This is a genomic window from Embleya hyalina (assembly GCF_003967355.1).
Classification (GTDB): Bacteria; Actinomycetota; Actinomycetes; order Streptomycetales; family Streptomycetaceae; genus Embleya; species Embleya hyalina.
Genome location: NZ_BIFH01000042.1, coordinates 1 through 22,780 on the forward strand (window position 1 = coordinate 1; position 22,780 = coordinate 22,780).

A 22,780-nucleotide genomic window follows, 5' to 3' on the forward strand; every position below is an offset into this window, starting at 1 on the left:
ACTGAACCCGGGAACCCACCCACACCCACGCCGCCGTCCCCGCCGCTGCGCCGCGAAGGCTGTGTTCTGGTCCTGTCGGGTCGTTTCGACCCGACGGCGGACCTGGTGGTGGAGGAATTGAACAAACGTGCGGTGCCGGTCTTCCGGGCCGATCCGGCCGAGTTTCCGCTCGAGTTGTCCGTGGCTGCGTCGTTCGACGGCGTGACCTGGTCCGGGACGTTGCGCAACGACCGACGCAGCCTCGACCTCGCAGCGGTGCGGTCGGTGTACTACCGCCGTCCGACTCGGCCGCGGTTCCCTGCGGGCATGTCGGCGCCGGCGCGGCGGATTGCCGAGCGCGAGGCCCGCCTGGGCTTCGGTGGCCTCCTGGCCGCGTTGCCGTGCCGGTGGTTGCCGCCGCCGGGTCGGGCGGCGGATGCCGAGTACAAGCCGCTGCAGATGCGGGTGGCGGCCGAGTGTGGCCTGACGGTCCCGCGCACGCTGATCACCAACGATCCGGCGGCCGCGCGGGCGTTCGCGGGCGAGGTGGCGGGCCCGGTGGTGTATAAACCGTTCGGCCCGGTCCGTGGTGTGGTGGACGGGGAGTCGATGGCGGTGTACGCCAACGTCGTCGACCCCGCCGCGCTGGACGATCCCGCGATCGCCACCACCGCACACCTGTTCCAGGCCGCCGTCGTGAAGGCGTACGAATGCAGGCTCACGGTGGTGGCCGGTCGGGTGTTCGCGGCCGAGATCCACGCCGGCTCCGACGCGGCCCGGGTCGACTGGCGGCGCGACTACGACAGCCTCTCCTACAAGATCTGCGACCCGCCGCCGGCGGTGACCCGCAGTGTCCTGGCGATGCTCGACGCCCTGGGCCTGCCCTACGGCGCGTTCGACTTCGTGATCACCCCGGCCGGCGAGTGGGTGATGCTTGAGGTGAATCCGTCGGGACAATACGCATTCGTGGAACAGGCCACCGGGTTGCCCGTCACGGCGGCGATCGCCGACTACCTCGAAGGAGCCACGTGAAGGTCCTCGACGACCAGGCGCTGATCGCAGCCCGGGTGCGCCTGGTGGAGCGGATCGCGGCCGGTGACGTCGTGCTGTCGTCGCGGATCGCCGAGGCGTTCCTGAACGTCCCGCGGCACGTTTTCACCCCGGTATTCTACCGCCGAGAGTACGGTGACCGCTTTGTCCCCTGGCGCGCCGACGACACCGGCGACGCCGACGGCGCCTGGTGGGACGCGGTGTATTCGGGGGAGTCGCTGATCACCGAGGTCGACGGCGTCCATGCCGAACACGCCCCGCCCGAAGGCGTGTTCGGGGCGCCGACCTCCTCGTCGACGGCGCCGGACCTGATGGCCGACATGCTCGACGCCCTCGACCCCACCCCTGGCGCCCGAACGCTGGAGATCGGCACCGGCAGCGGCTACAACACCGCCTTGCTCTCCCGGCTGGTCGGAGCGGACAACGTCACCACCGTCGACCACACCCCGCACCTGGTCGCCACCGCCCGCCAACGCCTGAAGGTCGCCGGTTTCACCCCCGACGTCGTCCCGGCCGACGGCACCGCCGGCTGGGCCCCGAACGCCCCGTACGACCGGCTGATCGCGACCGCGTCGGTCCCGCGCGTCCCTGACACATGGATCGAACAGTGCGCGCCGGGCGCGGTGTTGGTGGTCCCGCTCAAGGGCACCCTCGCGGGCGGATCGATCGCCTGGCTGAAGAAACTCCCCGACGGCACCGCGGCAGGCCGTCTCATGCACACCCCCGCCGCCTTCATGCCCCTTCTGCCCCGCACCGACGTCACCGAAAAGGGCCCTCGGTTCGCCCACCGGGAAACCGGCCACGCCGCAGACCGGACCCGCACTTCACCCTTGACGCCCAGGGTCCTGGACGACTGGACGTTCTCCTTCTTCGCCCAACTCCACCTCGACCCCCACACCACCCGCACCTTCACCCACATCGACGGCCGCCACAGCACCACCCTGCGCACCCCGAACGACCGCACCACGGTCACCGATACCGACGACGGCACCGAGGTCGCATGGGTCGGCGGGCGGGACCTGTGGGCTCCGATGGAGCAGGCCCACCGGTTGTGGCTGGAGTTGAATCGGCCGCGCCGTGAGTGGTTCACCGTCGAGGTGGTGTCGACCGGCCAATACGTCAGCCTGGAAACCCCGGCCGGAGACGCGTACACCTGGACGCTGTGAGACGGCCGGAATCCGCGCGAGTTTGTCGCCGGCCGCCGACACCGTGGGCACGGTGATCGAGAGGCACCTGTGCGCGTTCGAGGTGCGATCCGCGGGTCTTGCCGGTGTGTTGGTGTGCCCGGATCCGCATGGCGGCGGTTGCGGTCGACGCCTTGTCAGCCGAGTGGAATCGGGTTGGTGAGGCCTTGTGGTACGGGTGGGAGGCGGTCGAGTGTGATGCCGAAGTGTTCGAGATAGGCCCGTCGCGTGTCCGCGGCGGATGTGAGCCGTCGTTCGTACCTGTTGCCGTGCACGGTGGTGACGAGCGTGTCGTTGCTGATGGTGATCCGGCCCGTCTCGGTGACGAGCGTGCAGAAGAGGTGGCGGGCGTAGGGGGAGTCCGGGGAGTTGCGGTACCACCAGACCATCGGCCGGAAGTCGTCCGCTTCCCGGGGGTGGCTCTCGATGCGGTAGACCGGTTCGCCGTCGCGCAGGAGGTCGAGGTCGCCGTGCGGTGCCTCGACGAACCGGAACGTGCCCCGGGGATCGTGCTGGGGGCCGCGTTCATCGAGGCGGAGGGGACGGAGACTTCCGGCGCCGAAGCCGACGTCCACCAGCCACGGTTCCGATGCCTCGACCCGGATCAGCACGTGCCCCGGGGGAATGCCCGGCCTGCCGCCGCGGTAGACCCTGCCTCCCAGGAGCACGCACGTGAAGCCCAGTGCCCCGAGCAGGAAGGGAAAGGCCGAGGCGTTGAGTTCGCGGCACCCGCCGCCGCGCCGGCGCCGCACGACCTTGTCCACCGCGGCCTGCCCCAACTCGATCGGTACTCCGAGGTGCACGTCGAGGTTCTCGAAGGGCACCGACATCAGATGCCGTTCCTGGAGATCGGCGAGCGCGGCCGCGTCGGCCGTCCATGGCCTCGTGGCGCCGATCCGCTTCAGGTAGTCGTCCACGTCGTCCCGCATGTCCGTGCTCCCACCGCCGTCGGCATCGGGGCCTCCGGCTGGAGGGTGGCCGACGGGAGCGGACACCAAACACGACCCCGGCGGTTGCTCCCGACAGCCCATGGCTTGCCTGCCGGCCCCACCGCCTCGGAGCGCGATTCCGAGGCGGGGGACACCGACATCGGGGGGCGCGGCGGTGATCGTTGATAGGCTCCGGCACGCTCGGTAGTCTGTCGACGGCGGGGAGTGAGATGCGTTCGGGTGTGCGTCGAGACCCGGTGTCGATCCTTGGGCCGCACAGATCTCGGCCGTGCTCGAAGACCTCGGCCATCGCGTGACGCCGCGGACCGGTGACGTGTCGCCGGAGACGGACACGATCCACGCGGTGGGTGCCGACGCACGACGCCACGAGTCGTCCGACGTCGGCCGCGGACGAGCAGGCAGGGCGAGACGACAAGGGAACCTCGATGTTCAGAACGCGCCGGTCCGGGGACCACGAGGGCAAGGCAGGAGGCCGTGCCCACGTCGACTACAGCGGCGGCGTCTACGGATCGATGCTCGCCGCTTCCGTCATCGTCGGTGCCGGGGGACTGGGCTCCTTTCCGCGCCTGGAACTGGCGTTGCTGCTCCTGGCCACCGGGGTCGTCTTCTGGATCGCCCACGTACACGCACAACTGTTCGGCAAGCGCATGTCCCAGCGGCACCTGAGCCGCGACATCGTGATGAGTGTGTGCGGGGAGGAGTGGCCGATCGTCAAAGCCGCCATCCCGCCTGCGATCGCGGTGCTCGTCAGCCCGCTGCTCGATTTGGGAGACCAGGGCACGGTCTGGCTCGCGCTCGTCGTCGCGATCGGCGGGCAGGTCGGATGGTCGCTCGCCGCCGCCTTTCGACTCGGTGCCTCCACGCGGCTCGTGGTCGTCGCCGCGGCGGTGAACCTGGTGCTCGGATTGGCCATCATCCTGCTCAAGGTCTTCCTGACGCACTGAATCCGACGCGGCCACGTCGTGACCGCGGAGCCGCCATTCGACGTACAACCGTGGCGAGTCGCGAGCCCGCCCCCGGGGCGCTGCGCGACGATGTGCCCATGACGGACAAGGCTGGGCCCGCGGTGGGTTCGGCGGCGGCACTCGTCCTGGGGACGCTGGCCGCCGGGCAGTTCCTGATGGCGCTCGACAGCTCCGTCATGAACGTCTCGATCGCGACGGTGGCCGACGACGTCGGCACGACCGTGACCGGGATCCAGGGCGCGATCACGGCCTACACCCTCGTGATGGCGATGTTCATGATCCCCGGTGGCAAGGTCGGGGAACTCATCGGCCGAAAGCGCGCGTTCATGATCGGCTGCGCGGTCTACGGCTGCGGCTCCCTGACCACGGCGCTCGCCCCGAACCTGCCCGTGCTCCTGCTGGGTTGGTCGTTCCTGGAGGGGATCGGGGCAGCGTTGATCCTGCCCGCGATCGTGGCACTCGTGGCCGGGAACTTCCCCGTGGAACGCCGGCCCGCCGCCTACGGACTGGTCGCCGCCGCAGGGGCCGTGGCGATCGCGCTCGGGCCGCTCATCGGGGGCATCGCCACGACGTACTTCTCCTGGCGCTGGGTCTTCGCCGGCGAGGTCCTGCTCGTGCTCGTGATCCTGGTGCTCGCCCGACATGTCGCCGACGCGCCGATCGGCGAACGCAGGCGCATCGATTTCGTCGGTGCCGTGCTCTCCGCCGTCGGGCTCGGGACCTTCGTCCTCGGAGTGCTTCGTTCCAGCGAGTGGGGCTGGTTTCTGCCGAAGGCCGACGCACCCCAGTGGCTCGGAATCTCGCTGGTCGTCTGGTTGATGCTGACGGGTCTGGCCGTCATCCGGTTGTTCCTGCACTGGGAGGCCCACCTCGTGCGGCAGGGCGGGGATCCGCTCGTGGATCCGGCACTGCTGCGCAACCGGCAGCTCACCGGCGGCCTGACCATGTTCTTCTTCCAGTACCTCGTGCAGATGGGCGTGTTCTTCCTGGTACCGCTGTACCTGTCGATCGCACTCGGACTGTCCGCGCTGGACACGGGCGTGCGCATCCTGCCGCTCTCGCTCTCGCTGTTGGCGGCCGCGATCCTGATTCCGCGATTCCTCCCGAACGTCTCGCCCCGGCGAGTGGTACGGCTGGGGGTCCTCGCGTTGCTCGCGGGCGCGGTCGCCCTGATGGCCGCCCTCGACGAAGGCGCCGGGGCGGAGGTCGTGACCCTCCCGCTGTTGCTGATCGGGCTCGGCATGGGTGCGCTGGCATCCCAGCTCGGATCGGTCACCGTCTCGGCGGTGCCGGACGAGCAGAGCGCGGAGGTCGGCGGCATCCAGAACGCCGTCACCAACCTCGGCTCCTCGATCGGTACGGCGCTCGCGGGGTCCGTCCTGATCGGGGTGATGACGACTTCGTTCCTGACCACCATCGAGGAGAACCCGGCGGTCCCGCCCCAGGTCACGAGTCAGGCGACGGACAAACTGCAGAGCGGGGCGCCCTTCCTCTCGGACGCCCAGCTCGAGACCGCCCTCGACGAGGCGGGTACGAGTTCGGAGGTGGCCCAGGCCGCGCTCGACGCGAACGCCGCGGCCAGACTCGACGGCCTGCGCGTCGCACTCGCCATCCTCGCCGTCGGCGCGCTCCTCGCGATGTTCTTCACCCAGCGGATCCCGACGACCCAACCCCGCTCGGCCCAGGCGTAGCCGACGTGCGTCCGGCACGACCGCATGGGCGTGGGCACGTCGGCGCCCGCGGTACTCGCGCCCCCGCCGTCGGTGCCGCGTCGACCGATCGCCGGTCGGAAGGGTGGCGGATCGGGTCCGGCACTACCGTTGGAAGGAGCATGACCGGCGCCGGAACGCGGGCCGAGCCCGCGTTTCGTGAGCACGCGGTCACGGAGGAGCCATGACGGATGCCGAGAAGCCGTACCGGGGTCCCCGAACAGGCCGCGACCGTGGAGATCCCCGCACGGAGGCCACGACCCCCGAGGCCCGACCACTGCCGGTGACAGCCGCCCAGCGCCGGTTCGCCCGGCTGGCCTTCGCGGCCGCGCTCGCCACCGCGGCGATGCTCGTCGTCGGCGGTCGCACCAGCCTGTTCGTGCTGATCGTGGGTGTGCTCGGACTCGTGGTGACGCTCGCGGCGCTGTGGGGATTCCTGAGCAGACGAGGTCCGCTGCGCTGGGCCTGCGCCATCGTCACCGTCGCCGTGCCGATCACCGTGATCGCCGTCTACATCGCTCGCGGCCATTTGTGGGACATCGTGCTGACGCTGCTCCTGGCCGCGCTGGCGGTCGCCGCCGCGCGGGCCGCCCTGGTCCTGGCCCGGCCGCCCGCCGGCATGCCCGAGCGCGAGACGCCGCCCCCGGCCCGACCCTTTCTGATCATGAACCCCCGCTCGGGCGGAGGGAAGGTCGGCCGGTTCGCACTGGACGACAAGGCGGCCGCGCGAGGCGCCGAGGTGGCGCTGCTGACCGGCCCCGGCCCGGTCGACGTGGCCGCGCTGGCCCGACGGGCGGTGGCGGACGGGGCCGATCTGCTCGGGGTCGCGGGCGGCGACGGCACCCAGGCACTCGTCGCCGGCATCGCCGCCGAGAACGACCTCCCGTTCCTCGTCGTCTCGGCGGGCACGCGCAACCACTTCGCGATGGACCTCGGGTTGGACCGGGAACGGCCGGACGCCGGCCTCGACGCCTTGGACGACGGCGTCGAACTGTGCCTGGACCTGGGGCTGATCGGTGGGAGGACCTTCGTCAACAACGCCTCGTTCGGTGCGTACGCCGAGGTCGTGCGGAGCCCGGAGTACCGGGACGACAAGCGGGGCACGATGCTTCGGTTGTTGCCCGAGATGCTCTCGGGCCGGCGCGGCCCCCACCTGGTCGTCCGGATCGACGACGACGTGGTCGTCGAGGCGCCGAAGGCACTGCTCGTCAGCAACAACCCGTACGAGTTCGGCGGCCCGGCCGAACCGGGCCGGCGGAGCCGGCTCGACACCGGTCTGCTCGGCGTCGTCGCGATCACGGTCGACAACGCCGAGCAGGCCGTCGAACTGCTGCGTGGCCGCCGCGGCCGAGGACTGCGCACACTGGTCGCGCACGAGGTGCTGGTCGAGTCGGACGCCCCGCAGATCCCGGTCGGCATCGATGGCGAGGCCGTGCTCATGCCCACCCCGGTGCGCCTCACGATCCGGCCGCTCGCGCTACGGGTGCGGGTGCCGCGGGAACGGCCGGGCGTGCCACGGCCGAAGCCGGTGTTCGACCTGGCACTGCTGCGACGCCAAGCGCTGACGATGGCGCGTCTCGCCGGTGGCGGCACCTCCCCGACCGGTCGCCGGCGGCGGAGCTGACGGGCCGATGCCCGTCGGCGGATCGCCGGCCGCGGCTCGGCGCGGGGGCCTCGGCGGACTTCTACTTCGCGGGCGTTGCCTTGGCCTGCGCGGTCGACCACTTCAGCTCGATCTCGAGTTCGATCTCGCCGTCGCCCACTTCCACCTCGACCTCGCTGCGCAACGCGTCGGGAACATGCATGCTCAGCACGCCCGGACCGAGCTCCAGTTCGACGTGACCGCCGCGCCTGAGCGCGACCGCGAGCGCGGACAGCAACTCGGCCGCCTCGGTCCGCGACAGCGAGCCCTTCTGCTCGAACTTGAGGTCCTTCATGGAACGCCTCCCAACCGCCGGGAACAGCCTTTGCAGTCGAGTCTGCGCCCGGTCCGGCCCCCGGGCATCTTGCGCTGCGGGCGCCGGACGGGTGTGGGCGGTGTCCTGCGGAACGTCGTACCGGCGCGCTCTCGGCGCGGTGCCGCGCCGACCGCTCGACTGGACGCGGCGAGTCGGGCGGAGTTCCCATGGAGACGGGGCAGTGGATTCGCCGTGGCTTCCGCGGCGGGTTTGCCCCGGGTGGGTGATCCGACCATACGATCCGTGGAAGGCGTGTCGGTGACGTCCTCGAGGATTCTCGGATGAACGTCCGGCGGGATGAGCAGGCCGCGATCGGGCATGCGGCGGCGCGGTTGAAGTCCGCGTTCCCCTCCGTGGATCCGGACACCGTCGACGCGCTCGTCGAGCAGGCCCACGACGCGTTGAGCGGTGCCACGATCCGCATCTACGTCCCGATCCTGGTCGAACGACGTGCCCGGACGATGATCACGGACGGCCTCGGGCCGTTCGGGCCGTCGGCGCCGCCCGAGGCCGAACACCGGGAATACGGGGCCACGGCCTGGCACGCCCATGATCGGTGAGCCGACCGAAGGCGGGCCTCCACGTGAAGGGCGTTGTGCACGACACGCCATCCGGCCACCGGGCGGCGATGGGCGTGCACCGCTTTTCCGGTGGCCCGCGCGAACCCGTCCCCGGCATCATCGTCCGATGATCGACGACCAGCGCGTACATCCCTCCAAGGTGGCCGACGACCGCGCGTCACTCACCTCGTTCCTCGACTATCAGCGGGCGACGTTGGCCATGAAGTGCGCCGGTCTGACCGGCGGGCAACTGAAGCGGAGGGCGATCCCGACGTCGGGGCTCACCCTCCTCGGCCTGATCCGCCACGCGGCGGCGGTCGAGCGGACCTGGTTCCGCTCGGTCGTGCGCGCCGAGGACGTCGAGATGCCCTGGCCGGGCAGGATCGACGGTACGTTCGCCGAGTTCCACGTCGAGGACGCCGACGTCGACGAGGCGTTCGAGGTGTGGCGCGACGAGTGTGAACGGGCGCGCGCCGTCGTCGCCTCCTTCGATTCCCTCGACGACACGGTCCGGTTTCGTGGCGAGGCCGTCTCCATCCGCTATGTCCTCATCCACATGATCGAGGAGTACGCCCGCCACAACGGCCACGCCGACCTGCTGCGCGAAGCGATCGACGGAGTCGTGGGGGAGTAGGCGCGGCCCGTCGACCGAGGACGACCCCTTCTTCGCCCCGGCCACCCGCCCGGCCGCCCGGACTCGGTCCAGGTCTCTGTCTCCGTCTCGGTCTCGGTCTCGGACGACGGTCGCCGCGCATCGGGCGCGGGCGGCGAAGAACGCCCAGGGGATCCGGCCGGGGCCCGCCGGGTCGGACCGGTGTCACCAGGCCACGGCGGTCGTCCAGATCGTGTGGAAGATCCCGTCCGCGCTGCGGTCGAGGGCCTTCGGGTCGATGTTGGTGGTCGTGTCGCAGGAGGCGTGGTGGCACACGTCGAACGGGCGGTTCGCGGTGCCGCCCCACTTGGCCGCCTGCGCCGACGTCTTGATGCCGGCGGCGCCCGTCGTGTATCCGGACGTGGGTATGCCGGCCTCCTGGAAGGGCACGTTGTCGGAACGGCCGAATCCCTCGATGTTCTCCTCGGGGTACAGGTTCAGGGCGTTCCAGTACTGCCTCAAGGGCGCGGCCGTGGGCGACGAGACGCGGTCGACGAAGTAGCCGGCGTTGGTCGAGCCGACCGTGTCGATGTTGTAGTAGGCGGTGATCGCGGCGCGTTGGGCCGCGGTGAGCGATCGCACGTACGACTGCGAGCCGTCGAGGCCCTGTTCGGTGCCCGGCCACCAGATGAACCGCACGCTCTTGGTCATGGTCGGGTTCTCCCGGGCCAAGGCGAGCGCGTTCTCCAGAAGGACGGCGGCGCCGGAGCCGTTGCCGTTGATGCCGGGTCCGCCGAAGACGGTGTCGAGATGGGCACCGAACACGACGACCCGACGGTCCCCCGGAGGGCCGGGGGGTGGGGCCGGCCATTCGGCGGTCAGGTAGGTGGCGGAGCGGAGGCAGGGGACGCAGGTCCTCTGCTCGACACTGATCCCCGCGCTCTGCAGCTTGCCCTGTATGTAGTCGCGCGACGCGTTGTATCCGGTGGTTCCGGTCACCCGATTGTTGCCGAACCGGGCGGTCGTCGCCTGGAGTTGGGCCAGGTGCGATTGCACCCGGGCGACGTCGACGTCCGGCGGAGAGGTCTTCGCCGACGGCGCCGACGCGGCGGCGGACGGTGTGGTCGTCGAGACCACCAGCGCGGCGACCAGCGCCATGATGGTCGCGATCGCCTTGGTTCTGCGGTTCATCGAGGCTCCTCGAAGTGGAAGACGTACCTCGATCACGATTCCGGCCTGCGCCGGGTGCTCTCCCGATCGGCGCGCCGGCGGCGGTGGGCATCGGAAGCGTGCCCGAGCCGAGACCAGGCTCGCACCGGGCGCGCGGCCCCTGTAGGGCCCGATCCGGGCCGGCAAGATTCGGCACACCATCGACCGTCCGGGTGTCCGCGGCCGGGGTTCGGCGCTCAGTCCCAGACCAGGGACACGATTCGGTGGCCTTCGGGGTTGTCGGGAAGATCCGTGAACCGGTCGACCCGGTACACGAGTCCTTCGATCACCCCGTCGGCGCACAACGATTCGTGATCCACCCGGCGTTCGATCTCCCGCGTCGTGGCGCTCGTGCACACGGCGACGGCCTCGGCCAGGACACCGTCGCCGCAGACGAGGTCGTCGTGCGGTTGCACCCGGATCCACGCGACGTCGGGCGCCTCCTGGAGCACGCGCAACCGCCGGTGAATCTCCGCGAGTTCGGGCCGTTCGTCGGCGGGCCGGTGCACTTCCCATCGGTTCGGGGCGAGGGAGTCCTGCGCGTGGTTGCCCACGAAGAACTCGTCGAGCGTGAGCAGCGGGAGGGCTCCGCCGGCGGCCTCGGAACGGGCGACGAGTTCGATGGAGGTGATCACGAGGACACCGTACGGCCGCCGGCGAAGCACCGTGTGGATGGGCGCGACGATGGCGCGGCCGGCCTCGGCCCGTCGCCACCGGAGCAGCCGCGCCCGCCTGTCGCGGCTGCGCCTCTCCGCCCGGACCGTGCGAACGGCCCGGGTGGAGAGGCTTCGGCCGCGGGTCGGCGGTTCTCCCCCGGTCAGCGGCTGATGGCTCGCAGTGCGGCCCGGCCGGCGGTGGTGCAGATGGCGAGGGCCTCGATGCCGACGTTGGTGATGGTGTCGCCTGCGGTGTGGTAGCGGGGGTCGAAGGGTTGGCCGACGGTACCGCCGAAGAGTTCGGCCTCACGGTCGTTCTTGAGTTCCGCGGGTGCGCTGCGGACGGTGTCGATCCCGGCGACGGGGATCCCGGCGTCGAGGAAGGGAACCTGGTCGGACATGCCGTCGACGGGGCCATCGAGCCAGGGTTGGCCGATGGCGGTGAAGTGGTCGGTGAAGTGACGTTGCGGCCCGTTGCCATAGACGCCGATGACGTGGTTGGGGGCGGCGACCATGTCCATGTTGAAGTAGGCGCGGATCGGCCGGAGCGGTTCGGTCTCGACGAAGTGCCGGGAGCCGCGCATGCCGTCCTCTTCGCCGCCCCACCAGCAGAACCGCACGGGAGCGCGGGCGGGCTCGGCGGCGAGGACGTGTGCGAGGTGGAGGAGCAACGCGGAGCCGGAGCCGTTGTCGTCGATGCCGGGGCCTTGCGGGACGCTGTCCAGATGCGCGCCGATCAGGTGTCTGTCGGCGGTGGCGTCCGGGAGCTCGGTGAGCACGTTGAAGGTGTCCACATGCCGCCGCCGCAACTCCAGTTCGACGCGCACCGTCGCGCCGCCGGCTTTCATGTCCTCGCGCAGCGCGGTCGCGTCGCTGGAGAACACGACGCCCGTCGGCGGCAGTTCGGTGTCCCCGGGAGCGTCGAAGAACAGGCCGATCGGGATGTCGGCTTGATCGAGGTAGAACAGGGCCGCCGTGATGCCGGCGGCGCGGGCGTGGATCAGTGCCCGGCGGGCGGCCTCGGTCTGATCCGCGGCGATCCGGTGCCTCGCGGTCACGCCGCCACCGCGGTATCCGCCCCCCACGTACTCTCGGCGGGCACCGCGCAACAGGTTCGGGCGCAACTGCAACAGGGCCACCTTCCCGCGCGCGTCGATCCCCTCCCAACTGTCGGCGGCGTCGCCGAACGCGTCGCGGGGGATGACCAACTCCCCGGTGTCCCCGCCGGCCGGTGATGCCGCGACTCCTTCCGCCACGGTGTGAAATACGTCGCGCTGCCGGGGGCGGACCTGTTCGACGGTGTCCCGTATGTGATCGGTGCGGTCGTAGCCGAACGGTTGGCGCCGGGTGCGGTATCCGGATCGGCGCAACTGTTCCTCCACGTAGAGCGCGGAGTGCGTGTAGCCGGGGAGGCCGGCCGCCCGGTTGCCGCCGTGCCGGGCGGCGATCGTGTCCAGCATCGCCATGTGCCGCTTCACCGGCGCGGTCACACGTCCCGCGGCCGAAGGGGTCCCGACGGGCGAGCCGTACGCCCGCGCCCGCCCGGCCAACCCGGCCGAGGCCACGGCCCCCGCCGTCATCGCCCCCAGGATCCGCCTCCGGGACACTCCCTCGACCACCCGGTTTCCGTCCTGTGCTGTCACTGTCGACTCCTTTCCGTCGCTGCTGTTTCGGTCGGTGCGCAGGGCGGTGGATTCCGACGCGGCGAACGCCGCCGCATCGCTCGAATCGCACGCCACGAAGCGGGAATCGCGCTCCGCTATCGACGTGGTCCCGACAGGGTGCTCCGGATCCAGTCCAGGTGGTCGGCCACGGAGACGTCGATACCGTCGGGCCGCTCCCGGCCGTCGAAGAACCAGCCGACGCGGGAGACGACCCCGCCCAGGGTCCAACCGCAGCGGCCCTTCACCAGCACCGGACCGCCCGAATCCCCGGCCCGCGCGGATTCGCCGACGGGCGTCGTCGCGACGCAGAACTCCTTGTCGGCGATGTACTTCCCGTCCGGGCCGTCGCAGCGCCGGGAGGTGACGACCGAGGAGTCCAGCCGGCGCAGCATGGTGGGGGGATCCGGGAAGGGATCTCCCGGCTTCTGCGGCAGTTCGTGGTCTCCCCAGCCGAGGATGCGAACGCGGGTGCCGACCCCGGGCCGCTTTTCGGGCAGGTCCACAGGGGTCGCCTCGACGGGGGCGTCGAGCTTCAGGAGAGCCAGATCCGTCCCGAGCCCATCGGCGTCACCTGCGCCGTCGGGCGCGGACACCACCTGTGCGATGCCGCGGACCTCCCCGCCCCCGGTCCGGTCGAGACTGCCGACGCGTACCTGCTTGTCCTGCGTGTCGATCGGTTTGCCGTCCCTGTCGAACACGCAGTGGCGTGCCGTCAGGACCCACGTCGGCGCGATCAGGGAGCCGCCGCAGATTTGACCACTGTCCTTCTTGCTCTGCATCGATGCCATGAACGAGTACGGTTTCGTCACCTCTTCGCCACCGTTGATCGCCCGGGCCGGCGATGTGCCCAGTGCCGTTGCCAGCAGTGCGGTTGCCGCGGTCCCCGCCACGCGGGCCGCCCGGAGCCTTCCCCGTGCGGAACGGCGGGACGGGGCGGTTTTCGTCGTCGATTTCCACATGGGACGAGCCAACCAACCGCCCCATTGCAGGGAGATAAGGTCGCCGGCCGAACAGCCGCGCGGCCGGCGGTTGTCGGGCCTCAGGGGTCGGTGAACGTGACAGCGATCCCCAGCCCACCGTCCGCACTCGCGGCGGCCTCGACCCTCGCGCCGTGGGCGTCGGCGATGGAGCGCACTATGGAGAGGCCGAGTCCGTGCCCGCTGTCGTGGCCCACCCGGTCCCTGGCCAGCCGGCGGAACGGCTCGAACAGGGTGTCGACTCGGTCGGCGGGGATCCTGGGGCCGGTGTTGGTGACGGTGAGCGTCCGGCCTCGGAGTGCCACGACGACACGGCCACCGGCATGGTTGTAACGGATGGCGTTGTCGACCAGGTTGGTGAGGAGATGGCGCAGGAGTACGGGATCGCCGTCGACGTCGACGGGGGAGCCGGTCACCGTCACGACGACGTCCTTCTCGTGGGCCGAGTCGGCGAGGTCGACGGCGGCTTGCCGGGCCAGGCCCCGAACGTCGACCGGCTCGGTGTCGTCGAGCCCGCGGTCGCTGCGGGCGAGCAACAACAGTGCGGCGATGAGCTTCTCGGCGTCCCGGTTGGCGGTGAGCAGGTCCTCGCGAACCTCGACGAGACCCTCCGGCAGCGGATCGGCGAGGCCGACCTCCAGGCCGGCCCGCTGGACGGCGAGTGGGGTGCGCAGCTCGTGCGAGGCGTTGGCGACGAAGCGGCGCTGACTGTCGAAAGCCTTCTCCAGTCGGTCCAGCATCGTGTCGAAGGTGTCGGCGAGGCGGTGCAGTTCGTCGTCGGGGCCGGTCAGGCCCAGCCGCTCGTGCAGGTTGTGATCGCTGATCCGGCGCGCGGCGTCGGTCATCGAGGCGATCGGTCGCAGTGCCCGCCCGGACAACCACCAGCCGATCAGGGCGGTGAGCAGGGTCAGCACCGCCAGTCCGACGCCGGACCAGAGCAACAATTGCCGTAGCGCGGCCTCCTGGACGATCTCGACGGTCCGGTTCACCAGCCTGGCGGCGACGCCTTCGGCGCCGGACCGATCCCATGTCGGCCCGAACGCGGTGGTGCCGTCCGGTGCCGTCGGCCCGGCGTTGCCCGGGACCGCGTTCGTGGGCAGCCGCGTGATCTCCATGCCCTGGACCTGCTGCGCGGTGCCATAGCGGGCCAGCAGCACGACAAAGGCCAACAGGGCGGCGCCGGCCAGCAGGAACAGCCCGCCGAAGGCGCCCGCCAGCCTGGCCCGGAAGGGCAACCGGCGCGGGTTCAGTCGCACAGCCGGTAGCCCTGGCCCGCGTTGGCGGTGATCACTTCGCGATCGCCGAGTTTGCCCCGCAGTCGGCTCACGGTGGAGCGCACCGCGCTCGTTCGCGGATCGAGGTGCTCGTCCCACACCGCCCGCATGATCTCGTCGTGCGGCACCGCCTCGCCCTCGGCCTCCAGCAGCACCTGCAGAACGGCGAACTCCCTGGGTGTGAGCTCCACGCTCCGGTCGTCGACCGTCACCTCTCGCATGGCACGATCCAGGGTGATGCCCCGATGCCGCAGCACCACGGGCGGCGGCTTGGGGACGCGCCTGCCGAGCGTGCGGATACGCGCGACCAATTCGGCGAAGTCGAAGGGCTTGGCCAAGTAGTCGTCGGCGCCGAGTTGTTCCAACCCGTACACCCGGTCCTCCAGCGCCCCGGCGGAGGTGAGCATCAGGATGCGCGGCGGATCGACCATCCCGCGCAGCCTCCGGCAGACCTCGTCACCGGTCATCACGGGCAGGTCGCGGTCGAGCACCAGCACGTCGTAGTCGGTGAGCTGGGACATCCGCTCGGCCTCGTCGCCCGAGAGGGCGAGGTCCACCGCGATCGACCGCCGGCGCAGGCCGGTTGCGATCATCCGCGCCAGCACGCGATGGTCTTCGGCGACCAGAACTCTCATGCACCGATGCAAGCAGCCCGAGCGTTGCACGGACGTAAGCAACCGGGCCGACCGGATGCCCCCTTATCCCGCCGCAACAGAACTTATCCCGCTGCAAGGTTCGGCCTGTTCTGCTCTGCGTCATGAATTTCGTCAAACGGGCGGCCCGGAGTCTGGCCGCTCGCAAGGGCAAGACGACGCTGCTGCTCGGGATTTTCCTCGTGGTGTGCGTGCTGTTGCTGGGCGGCTTCCTGCTGCAGAGCGCCATGGCCCGCCAAGAGGCGCAGGCGCAGCGCCGGATCGGCGTGGACGTCACCGTACGCGGGGACAAGCTGACCGCGGAGGCGGCGGCGAAACTGGCGGCCGCGCCCCTGGTGGAGCGCTACAACCCGGTGCTGCGGCGCACGGTGCGGCTCTCGGGTCTGAAGCTCGTCGAGGCCGACGCCTTGCGGCCGGCGGGCAGTCGGCCGGAGCGGGACGGGCCGGGGCTGACCGGCCTGCGGGACTCCGCGATGTTGCTGGACTTTGCCACCGGACGGGTCACTTTGACACAGGGTCGTCACCTCACGGCGCAAGACGCGGACCGCAGGTTCGTGCTGATCGGGGAGCAACTCGCCGCGAAGAACAAGCTCACGGTCGGCGACACAATCCAGCTGACGGCACCGGACGGGACCGGGCGCACGGCGTTCGAGATCATCGGCGTCTTTCGCGACGGCCGGCCCCAGCTTCTCACCACTTGGGTGGATCCGGCCGAGCTGCCCGCCAATCAGATCTACGCCCCGCTCGGAGCGCTCGGCGCGCTGGGCCTCGGTGGCTCGCTGGACGAGGCGGTCTTCAAGCTCGGCTCGCCGGAGCGAGCCGAACGGCTGCACGCCGTCGCCGGGCGGCTGCTCGGCGGCGACGGTTTCCGTTTCGACGTCAACGACAAGGCCTTCCGGGACCAGGTGCAACCCCTGCGGCGGGTCGGCGCGTTCGCCGGCGCGCTCGTCTGGCTGATCGCCGGGGCGGGCACCGTGATCCTCGGCCTGATCGTCACCCTGACCATCCGCGAGCGGCGCGACGAACTGGGAGTGCTGCTGTCGCTCGGCGAGAAGAAGTGGAAGCTCGTCGGGCAGCACACGGTGGAGGTCGCCACCGTGGCGGTACCCGCGCTCGCACTCGCGGCACTGGCCGGAATCGCCCTCTCGGGGCCGGCCGCCGCACACCTTCCCGGGCACGGCGGCAAGCCCGCCGTGTCGCGGTCGGAAGCCCTGCCCCCGCCCGAACTGCGGATGGACCCCGCCGACCTCGGCAAGGTCGCCGGCCTCGGCCTCGGTATCGCGCTGGTGTCGACCGTGCTTCCCGGCATCGGCATCCTCCGCCTGCACCCCCGATCCATCCTCACCGACAGCGAATAGCGTTAGGCAACGTCGACATGAACCTCCTCAAACGCGCGGCCCTGAGCCTGTGGTCGCGCAAGACCAAGACCCTGATCACACTGGGGACTTTCCTGGTCATCTCCGTGATGGTGCTCGGCGGGATCCTGATCAGGGACGCCACCGCCCGGGCCGGTGACGCCGCCAAACGACGGATCGGCGCCGACGTCACCCTGGGCATGGACGTCAACGCGTCGGCCAAGTCCGGGCAAATGCAGGCGCCGCAGATCCGCACCGGCACCGTCGACAGGATCGGCGGGTCGCCGCTGGTAGAGCGGTACACGTACCAGTCCTTCAATCTCGCCGCCCTGCGCGGCGGTCTGAAACTGCCCGGCAAGCCCATCTACCCCGAAGCCCCGAACTCGGCGATGGCCTTCGGCGTACTGGACTCCACGCTCCAGCCGGACTTCGCCGGCGGCACGTGGAAACTGCTGTCCGGCACGCCGATCACCGGCGCGGACCGGGCCAAGAACGTCGTCCTGGTCGAGGAGCGGATGGCGCGTACGAACAACCTCAAACCCGGCGACCGGATCACGCTCGGGGAGAACGACCCGCAGGGCACCCGCACCGCCGAGTTCATCGTCCAGGGCGTCTACCGCGACCCGTCCGACAAACCCGACCCCGAGTGGCAAATGGACCCGGGAAACCGGCTGTTCGCCCCGGCCGAGGCCCTCGGCAGGCTCAACGGGGAGCAGTCGCCGACGGTGGGCACGGCGACCTTCCGACTCAAGGACCCCGCCACGTTCGAGCGATTCGAGGCCGAAGCCAAAAAGGCCGCCGGGCCCGAGCTCAACGGATTCACCCTCGGCATCAACGACAAGGCCCTCAGGCAGATGACCGGCCCGCTGTCATCCGTCTCGGACACCGCCACCATCGCCATGTGGCTCATCGGCATCGCCGGTGCCGCCGTACTGGCACTGCTCACCGCCCTGTGGGTCAAACAACGCCGCACGGAATTCGGCGTGCTGCTGGCACTGGGCGAACGGAAGTGGAAACTCGTCGCCCAGCAGGCGGCGGAGATCGTCGTGGTCGCCGTACTGGCGGTGGGCCTCGCCTCGTTGTTCGCCGGAGCCCTCACCGAGTGGGCCGGCAACTCCCTGATGGGCAACGAGGCACGCGCCGCCCAACGGAAGCTGGACTCCTGGCGGCCCCCGCCGCCCGGCTCGACCGGCCTCGGCGAGGGCATCGACCCCGACGGCGGCCCCGTCAAGGGCGCCGACCCGATCGACGAGATCACCGTACGTCTCGACAACGGCACCCTGGCCTCCGTGGCCGGCCTCGGCCTCGTCGTCGCGCTGCTGTCCACCGCGATCCCCGCGACATCCGTGCTGCGCCTGTCCCCCCGAATCATCCTCTCGAAGGGCAAGTGACCATGACCGCCGACACCGCGACCGACCCGCCCGTCCTGCGGATCTCCGGGCTGAGCCACACGTACACCGGACAGCGTCGCAGGACCACCGTGCTCAAGCAGATCGACTACAGCTTCGAACGCGGCGTCTTCTACACCGTCCTGGGTGCCTCCGGCAGTGGCAAGACGACGCTGCTGTCCCTGGCATCCGGACTCGACGTGCCCACCGCGGGGTCGATCGCCTTCGACGGCGTGGACCTGCGGACCATCGGCCTGGGCCGCTACCGGAACAAGCACGCGGCCACCATCTTCCAGCAGTACAACCTGCTCACCTACATGACCGCGGTGCAGAACGTCACCACCGCCATGGAGATCACCGGTGTCCGCGGCCGCCACAGGAAGGCCCGGGCGATGGACCTCCTGGCCAGGGTCGGCCTCGACCGGTCCCAAGCCACCAGCAACGTCATGCGGCTCTCCGGCGGCCAGCAGCAGCGCGTCGCCATAGCCCGGGCCCTGGCCTGTGACGTCGACATCCTCTTCGCCGACGAGCCGACCGGGAATCTCGACGAGGACACGGCGCGGGGCGTCATCGACATCTTCCGGGAACTGGCCCACGAGCAGAACAAATGCGTGGTGGTCGTCACCCACTCCCAGCAACTCGCGGCCCGGTCCGACCGCACCTTGACGCTTCGCAGAGGCAAGGTCACGGCCGTCTCGAACCGGGACTGACACACGCGGAGGAGCCGTCGGGCCACGGAAGCCGCTCGCACGGGGCGGGGGCTTCGGCGGGCGACCGGTCGCCCGTACGCCGCAAGCCCCCGGTCCGGCCGCGGGCGATGTCTTCTCAGTCGCAGAGTCGCCCGTCGGCCCTTCGCCAGGCCTGTCGTCCGGCCCGCGACGCCGCCAGGGCCCGGTGCAACGTGCCGACGGTGTGCTCCCTCGCGAACTCCCGCCGCCGCCGTGCCCACTTGCGGCCGGCGGCCGCCACCGCGTAGGCGGCGAGACCCACCCCCGCCGACGCGATCATCGTGCCACCTGCGGTCAGCGCCGCGCCGGCCCCCAGCAGGCGCGCGTCGCCGTGTGTCGATCGATGGGTCGTCCCGCCGCGGTTCACCACTTCACCACTTCCCCATCACCCGCCGAGGTCCGCACCGGCGACCGTGCGGCGAGGCCGCTGCCGCACGGTGCGTGCGACCTCAGGCCAGGATCTTGGCCTTGGCCCGCTCGTACTCCTCGACCGTGATGTCACCGTCGTTCCTGAGCTCGGCGATCCTGGCCAGTTCCTCGGACGTGGCCGGTGTGGCCGCCGCGTCGCGTACGTAGGAGCGAAACTCCTGCTGCTGCCGCTCGGCCCTGCGGCGGTCGCGTTCGCCCATGCCGTGCCCACGCACGATGAGGTACACGAAGATGCCGAGGAACGGCAGGATCACGCACACGATCGACCAGCCCGCCTTGGCCCATCCACTGAGGGAGTCGTCGCGGATGATGTCCCCGAACACGTGGAAGAGGAGCATGATCCAGAGGATCCACAGGAAGAACCAGAACATGGTCCAGAACGCGTTGAGGAGTGGGTAGTCCATTGTCGGCCTCCTTCGGACCGAGTCGGTCGCCGCGTGGGGGAGAGCGGAGCCGTCTCCCGCGTATTCGCCCGACCTCCGGTCGTTCGTCCGGGAAGGACGCGACCGTCCGGGACGACCCGCCGGGCGCTCGTACTCGCCGGGTCGCGGATCGAGACTCCATGATGGGTGGTGATCCACGCCGCCGGCTCACCCGATGCGGGTGAAGTTCGGCCCGAGGCGGTGCCGGCCGCCGACCGCACGACCGAGAGCGGCGGCGGGGACGGCCGCCCCGATCCCAGCACCTTCGGCCCCCACGCTCGGGCGCACCTCACCCGGCACGGGTGAGCGACCTCGGTCGCGGACATCACCCGACCGCGGTTGAGTGGAGGGAGGAGCCCGATCATCTCCCCACGTGAACACGGGTGACCCGGATGTACCACCACACCGCGCCGGACCCCGTCGGAGCCTCGCCCCGGCGAGACCCCGGGGGACCGGCGGATCCCCTGCTTTCCGCCAGATTCGCCGTGCCCGCGGTACCGCGCTTCACGGTGCGTCGCCCCGCGCTGGTCGCCCGCCTGACGTCCGGCATCGAAACCTCGCTCACCCTGATCGACGGCGTGGCGGGCGCGGGCAAGACCGTCCTCGCCGCCCAATGGGCCGCTTCGGGCCGGGCCCCACGCCGCACGGTCTGGCTCACCGCCGACCGTGGCGATACCTCCGGGACATTCTGGGCGTACCTGCTGGAAGCGCTGCGTCGACACGGGATCGCGCCGAGCCTCGGCGTGGGCACACCCGTACCGACCGAGGGAGTGGACCGGTCGTTCCTGGTGCGCCTGGCGGCGGAGTTCGCCGATCTCCGGGAGCCCGTGGTGCTCGTCCTCGACGCGTTCGACACGGTTTCCTCGCACGACATCACCGACGACCTGTACTTCGTCCTCACGCACGCGGGCGGGGGGCTACGCCTCGTGCTCACCGCGCGAGACGAAGCGTCGACACCTCTGCGCCGTCACCGAGTGTCGGGTGACCTCACCGAGATTCGCGACGCGGACCTGCGGTTCAGCACCGCGGAGGCCGACGAACTGCTGCGCGCACACGCACTCGAGGTTTCACCGGAGTGCGTACGACTGCTCGTCGAACGCACCGAGGGCTGGGCCGCCGGGCTGCGTCTGTGCGCCCTGGCCATGTCGCGGGCGGCCGACCCAGAGGCATTCGTCCGCGATTTCGCCGTCGACCGCACGGCGATCCCCGACTACCTGCTGGCCGAGGTGCTCGACGCCCAGCCGCCCGGCACCCAGGACCTGTTGTTGCGGGCCGCCGTCACCGACCGCGTACATCCGGAGCTGATGGCCGCGTTGACCGGCCGCCGGGACGTCGAATGGACGTTGGCCCGACTCGCCCGGGCCCACGCCTTCCTGGACCGGGTCGACGCGTCGGACCGGTACCGGCTGCACCCACTGTTCGCCGAAAGCCTGCGCATCGAGTTGCGCCACCGGTGCCCGGACCTGGAGCCGCGACTGCGCCGACGAGCCGCCCGATGGTTCGCCGGAGCCGGGCGGCCCACCGACGCCCTGGAGCAGGCGACCGCGGGCCACGACTGGCGATACGCGGCCGAGTTGATGGTCGACGACCTGCAGATCGGTCGACTGTTCACCGGTGCGGAGCGCGAGCGGCTGGCCCACGCCCTCGCCGGACTGCCGAGCGACGTGCCGGGCGCCGCCGCGGCCCTGGTGGGAGCCGCGCTACGGCTGGCCGCCCACGACCTCGACGGCTGTACGGCGGGACTGCGTCGCGCGGACGCCCGGCCCCGTGACCCGACCGCTCCGACATGGTTGCTGGCCCGGGCCCTGGTCGGCGTGCTGGCCGCGCGAGCCGCGGGTGACCCGACGGTCGCCGGGCGCGCCGCCGCCGATGCCGACCGCCAGATGCGCCGGCTTTCCGCCCCGCTGGTCGAACGACACCCGGAGATCCCGGCCCTGGTGCTGACCGGGCTCGGAGCCACCGAGTTGCACGCCGGACGTTTCGATCGTGCCGAAGCCGACCTCACCGCGGCCGTCGCGGTGTGCCACGGCCCCGATACCCGGGAACCCCTGTGCGACGCGTTGGGGATGCTGGCCCTGGACGAACTGCTGAGGGGTCGGCTGAGTGACGCCGAGGCACACGCACACGCCTCGCTCGCGGCGGCCGAAGCCGCGACGACCCCACCGAAGGATCCGATGGGCATGGACCACCTCGTGCTGGCGGGCGTCGAGGTCGAGCGGGACGATCTCGCGGCGGCCCGCCTGCACCTCGACCTCGCCGCCACATTCGCCGGACCGCACACGGAACCGGTCGCGACCGTCGAGGCCGCCGTGATCGGCGCCCGGCTGGCAACCGCCGCGGGTGACTGGCGGCAGGCGCTGGCGGTGCTGCGCGCGGCCGGATCGGCGCTGCCGGCGGCACGGACCAGGGCCTGGGAACGGGATGAGATGGCCATCGCGCGGTCCGGCGCACACCTGGCACACGGTGACGCGGACGCGGCGCTGGATGTCCTGGACGGCGTGGATCGCGACGACCCCGGGCACGCGGTCGCGCTCGCCCGCGCCCTCCTGGCCGCGGGGCGGGGCGATCGGGCCGTGGAGATGCTGGCGGGAGTGACCGACGACGCGACACTCGGCCGGACCCGGGCATGCCTGATCCGGGCCGAGGCGGCGGCCGAGGCCGGCGCCCTGCCGGCCGCCCGCCACTGGCTGCGGGTCGCCGTGGGGGTCGCCTCCGCGGAACGGCTGCGACGCGTGTTCGTCGAGAGCGGTCCGTGGACGCGTCGGCTGCTCCGGCAGGATCCGGAACTGGTGCGGGCGCACGACTGGCTGCCCGTCCGCGCGCTCGGCTGCCTGCGGCTCGGCTCACGCGGGCAGTCCCCCGCGCTGGTGGGGCCGCTGAGCGACCGCGAGATCGACGTCCTGCGCCAGGCGGCGCGGATGTTGTCGACGCAGGAGATCGCGGCCGAACTGTGCGTCTCCGCCAACACGGTCAAGACGCATTTGAAGAGCATCCACCGCAAGCTCTGCGTCACTCGCCGCAGCGAGGCGGTACACCGCGCGCGGGACCTGGGCATCCTGTGACGAATCGTGTGCGGCA

General features: G+C 71.0%; 21 protein-coding genes. 11 read left to right on the forward strand and 10 right to left on the reverse strand.

The genetic code is table 11. From position 1 onward, the window contains the following. Together tgmB and EMA17_RS41560 are read left to right on the forward strand one after the other, a co-directional pair. Positions 1-1,011, forward strand: a 1,011-nt coding sequence (tgmB, locus tag EMA17_RS41555) for an ATP-grasp ribosomal peptide maturase (RefSeq protein WP_246127241.1), incomplete at its 5' end; no start/stop codon positions are given. Then, positions 1,008-2,195: a methyltransferase domain-containing protein gene (locus EMA17_RS41560; protein ID WP_126642429.1), complete on the forward strand. Its 1,188-nt coding sequence runs from the start codon at positions 1,008-1,010 to the stop codon at positions 2,193-2,195. The genes tgmB and EMA17_RS41560, both read left to right, overlap by 4 nt. 155 nt (positions 2,196-2,350) lie before the next feature. Here EMA17_RS41560 and EMA17_RS41565 read toward each other — a convergent pair whose 3' ends face one another. Beyond that, on the reverse strand, positions 2,351-3,142 hold the full coding sequence (locus EMA17_RS41565; protein WP_126642430.1) for an arylamine N-acetyltransferase family protein: 792 nt from the start codon (positions 3,140-3,142) through the stop codon (positions 2,351-2,353). A 446-nt stretch (positions 3,143-3,588) separates the two neighbouring features. Between EMA17_RS41565 and EMA17_RS41570 the strand changes: the two genes are divergently transcribed. The 3 genes from EMA17_RS41570 to EMA17_RS41580 all read left to right on the forward strand — a co-directional run bounded on the left by EMA17_RS41570 (position 3,589) and on the right by EMA17_RS41580 (position 7,461). Next, the gene (locus tag EMA17_RS41570; protein WP_126642431.1) at positions 3,589-4,107 is read left to right on the forward strand and encodes a hypothetical protein; all 519 of its coding nucleotides are present in this window, start codon (positions 3,589-3,591) and stop codon (positions 4,105-4,107) included. A gap of 98 nt (positions 4,108-4,205) precedes the next feature. Next, positions 4,206-5,819 (forward strand): MFS transporter, encoded by a 1,614-nt coding sequence (locus EMA17_RS41575; RefSeq protein WP_126642432.1) that lies wholly within the window; start codon positions 4,206-4,208, stop codon positions 5,817-5,819. Between the two features lie 202 nt (positions 5,820-6,021). After that, positions 6,022-7,461 carry a diacylglycerol/lipid kinase family protein gene (locus EMA17_RS41580; RefSeq protein ID WP_126642433.1) on the forward strand — a complete coding sequence of 480 codons (1,440 nt, stop codon included), beginning with the start codon at positions 6,022-6,024 and terminating at the stop codon, positions 7,459-7,461. A 61-nt stretch (positions 7,462-7,522) separates the two neighbouring features. On the opposite strand, the gene EMA17_RS41585 is transcribed toward EMA17_RS41580, so the two are convergent. Further along, the gene (locus EMA17_RS41585) at positions 7,523-7,774 is read right to left on the reverse strand and encodes an amphi-Trp domain-containing protein (RefSeq protein ID WP_126642434.1); all 252 of its coding nucleotides are present in this window, start codon (positions 7,772-7,774) and stop codon (positions 7,523-7,525) included. 302 nt (positions 7,775-8,076) lie between these two features. On the opposite strand from EMA17_RS41585, the gene EMA17_RS41590 reads away from it, so the two are divergent. Beyond that, on the forward strand, positions 8,077-8,355 hold the full coding sequence (locus EMA17_RS41590; protein ID WP_126642435.1) for a three-helix bundle dimerization domain-containing protein: 279 nt from the start codon (positions 8,077-8,079) through the stop codon (positions 8,353-8,355). A 127-nt stretch (positions 8,356-8,482) separates the two neighbouring features. Next, complete coding sequence (locus EMA17_RS41595) at positions 8,483-8,989, forward strand: DinB family protein (protein WP_126642436.1); 507 nt, start codon at positions 8,483-8,485, stop codon at positions 8,987-8,989. Positions 8,990-9,172: 183 nt separating this feature from the next. Here the strand turns inward: EMA17_RS41595 and EMA17_RS41600 are convergent, their stop codons facing one another. The 6 genes from EMA17_RS41600 to EMA17_RS41625 all read right to left on the reverse strand — a co-directional run bounded on the left by EMA17_RS41600 (position 9,173) and on the right by EMA17_RS41625 (position 15,362). Continuing rightward, positions 9,173-10,138, reverse strand: a complete 966-nt coding sequence (locus EMA17_RS41600) for a M28 family peptidase (RefSeq protein ID WP_126642437.1) — start codon at positions 10,136-10,138, stop codon at positions 9,173-9,175. A gap of 215 nt (positions 10,139-10,353) precedes the next feature. Beyond that, positions 10,354-10,791, reverse strand: coding sequence for a YfbO family protein (locus tag EMA17_RS41605; RefSeq protein WP_126642438.1), 438 nt, complete (start codon positions 10,789-10,791; stop codon positions 10,354-10,356). A 182-nt stretch (positions 10,792-10,973) separates the two neighbouring features. Continuing rightward, a complete protein-coding gene (locus EMA17_RS41610; RefSeq protein ID WP_126642439.1) occupies positions 10,974-12,455 on the reverse strand; it encodes a M20/M25/M40 family metallo-hydrolase in 1,482 nt (493 codons plus the stop codon). 116 nt (positions 12,456-12,571) lie between these two features. Next, positions 12,572-13,435 (reverse strand): S1 family peptidase, encoded by an 864-nt coding sequence (locus EMA17_RS41615; protein WP_126642440.1) that lies wholly within the window; start codon positions 13,433-13,435, stop codon positions 12,572-12,574. Between the two features lie 80 nt (positions 13,436-13,515). Continuing rightward, positions 13,516-14,709, reverse strand: coding sequence for a sensor histidine kinase (locus EMA17_RS41620; RefSeq protein ID WP_126642441.1), 1,194 nt, complete (start codon positions 14,707-14,709; stop codon positions 13,516-13,518). After that, on the reverse strand, positions 14,700-15,362 hold the full coding sequence (locus EMA17_RS41625; protein WP_126642442.1) for a response regulator transcription factor: 663 nt from the start codon (positions 15,360-15,362) through the stop codon (positions 14,700-14,702). The genes EMA17_RS41620 and EMA17_RS41625 overlap by 10 nt, the downstream gene beginning before the upstream one ends. 122 nt (positions 15,363-15,484) lie before the next feature. Here EMA17_RS41625 and EMA17_RS41630 point away from each other — a divergent pair, with 122 nt between their 5' ends. Genes EMA17_RS41630 through EMA17_RS41640 form a run of 3 tightly spaced genes read left to right on the forward strand, consistent with a single transcriptional unit; the run spans position 15,485 to position 18,833 of the window. Continuing rightward, positions 15,485-16,738, forward strand: coding sequence for an ABC transporter permease (locus tag EMA17_RS41630; RefSeq protein ID WP_126642443.1), 1,254 nt, complete (start codon positions 15,485-15,487; stop codon positions 16,736-16,738). Between the two features lie 17 nt (positions 16,739-16,755). Further along, positions 16,756-18,126 carry an ABC transporter permease gene (locus EMA17_RS41635; RefSeq protein WP_126642444.1) on the forward strand — a complete coding sequence of 457 codons (1,371 nt, stop codon included), beginning with the start codon at positions 16,756-16,758 and terminating at the stop codon, positions 18,124-18,126. A 2-nt stretch (positions 18,127-18,128) separates the two neighbouring features. Next, complete coding sequence (locus EMA17_RS41640; protein WP_126642445.1) at positions 18,129-18,833, forward strand: ABC transporter ATP-binding protein; 705 nt, start codon at positions 18,129-18,131, stop codon at positions 18,831-18,833. A gap of 115 nt (positions 18,834-18,948) precedes the next feature. Here EMA17_RS41640 and EMA17_RS41645 read toward each other — a convergent pair whose 3' ends face one another. Both EMA17_RS41645 and EMA17_RS41650 read right to left on the reverse strand, forming a co-directional pair. Beyond that, positions 18,949-19,218 carry a hypothetical protein gene (locus EMA17_RS41645; RefSeq protein WP_126642446.1) on the reverse strand — a complete coding sequence of 90 codons (270 nt, stop codon included), beginning with the start codon at positions 19,216-19,218 and terminating at the stop codon, positions 18,949-18,951. Between the two features lie 82 nt (positions 19,219-19,300). Continuing rightward, positions 19,301-19,684 carry an SHOCT domain-containing protein gene (locus EMA17_RS41650; RefSeq protein ID WP_126642447.1) on the reverse strand — a complete coding sequence of 128 codons (384 nt, stop codon included), beginning with the start codon at positions 19,682-19,684 and terminating at the stop codon, positions 19,301-19,303. Between the two features lie 503 nt (positions 19,685-20,187). Here EMA17_RS41650 and EMA17_RS41655 point away from each other — a divergent pair. Further along, positions 20,188-22,764: a winged helix-turn-helix domain-containing protein gene (locus EMA17_RS41655; protein WP_126642448.1), complete on the forward strand. Its 2,577-nt coding sequence runs from the start codon at positions 20,188-20,190 to the stop codon at positions 22,762-22,764. The last annotated feature ends 16 nt before the right edge of the window (positions 22,765-22,780 follow it).

Bases quoted from the DNA above. Each gene is read 5' to 3' on its own strand.
- EMA17_RS41625 (WP_126642442.1), bottom strand. From the start codon at position 15,362: ATGAGAGTTCTGGTCGCCGAAGACCATCGCGTGCTGGCGCGGATGATC.
- EMA17_RS41600 (WP_126642437.1), bottom strand. From the start codon at position 10,138: ATGAACCGCAGAACCAAGGCGATCGCGACCATCATGGCGCTGGTCGCC.
- EMA17_RS41565 (WP_126642430.1), bottom strand. From the start codon at position 3,142: ATGCGGGACGACGTGGACGACTACCTGAAGCGGATCGGCGCCACGAGG.
- EMA17_RS41590 (WP_126642435.1), top strand. From the start codon at position 8,077: ATGAACGTCCGGCGGGATGAGCAGGCCGCGATCGGGCATGCGGCGGCG.
- EMA17_RS41640 (WP_126642445.1), top strand. From the start codon at position 18,129: ATGACCGCCGACACCGCGACCGACCCGCCCGTCCTGCGGATCTCCGGG.
- EMA17_RS41650 (WP_126642447.1), bottom strand. From the start codon at position 19,684: ATGGACTACCCACTCCTCAACGCGTTCTGGACCATGTTCTGGTTCTTC.
- EMA17_RS41585 (WP_126642434.1), bottom strand. From the start codon at position 7,774: ATGAAGGACCTCAAGTTCGAGCAGAAGGGCTCGCTGTCGCGGACCGAG.
- EMA17_RS41615 (WP_126642440.1), bottom strand. From the start codon at position 13,435: ATGTGGAAATCGACGACGAAAACCGCCCCGTCCCGCCGTTCCGCACGG.
- EMA17_RS41630 (WP_126642443.1), top strand. From the start codon at position 15,485: ATGAATTTCGTCAAACGGGCGGCCCGGAGTCTGGCCGCTCGCAAGGGC.
- EMA17_RS41575 (WP_126642432.1), top strand. From the start codon at position 4,206: ATGACGGACAAGGCTGGGCCCGCGGTGGGTTCGGCGGCGGCACTCGTC.
- EMA17_RS41595 (WP_126642436.1), top strand. From the start codon at position 8,483: ATGATCGACGACCAGCGCGTACATCCCTCCAAGGTGGCCGACGACCGC.
- EMA17_RS41635 (WP_126642444.1), top strand. From the start codon at position 16,756: ATGAACCTCCTCAAACGCGCGGCCCTGAGCCTGTGGTCGCGCAAGACC.
- EMA17_RS41570 (WP_126642431.1), top strand. From the start codon at position 3,589: ATGTTCAGAACGCGCCGGTCCGGGGACCACGAGGGCAAGGCAGGAGGC.
- EMA17_RS41580 (WP_126642433.1), top strand. From the start codon at position 6,022: ATGACGGATGCCGAGAAGCCGTACCGGGGTCCCCGAACAGGCCGCGAC.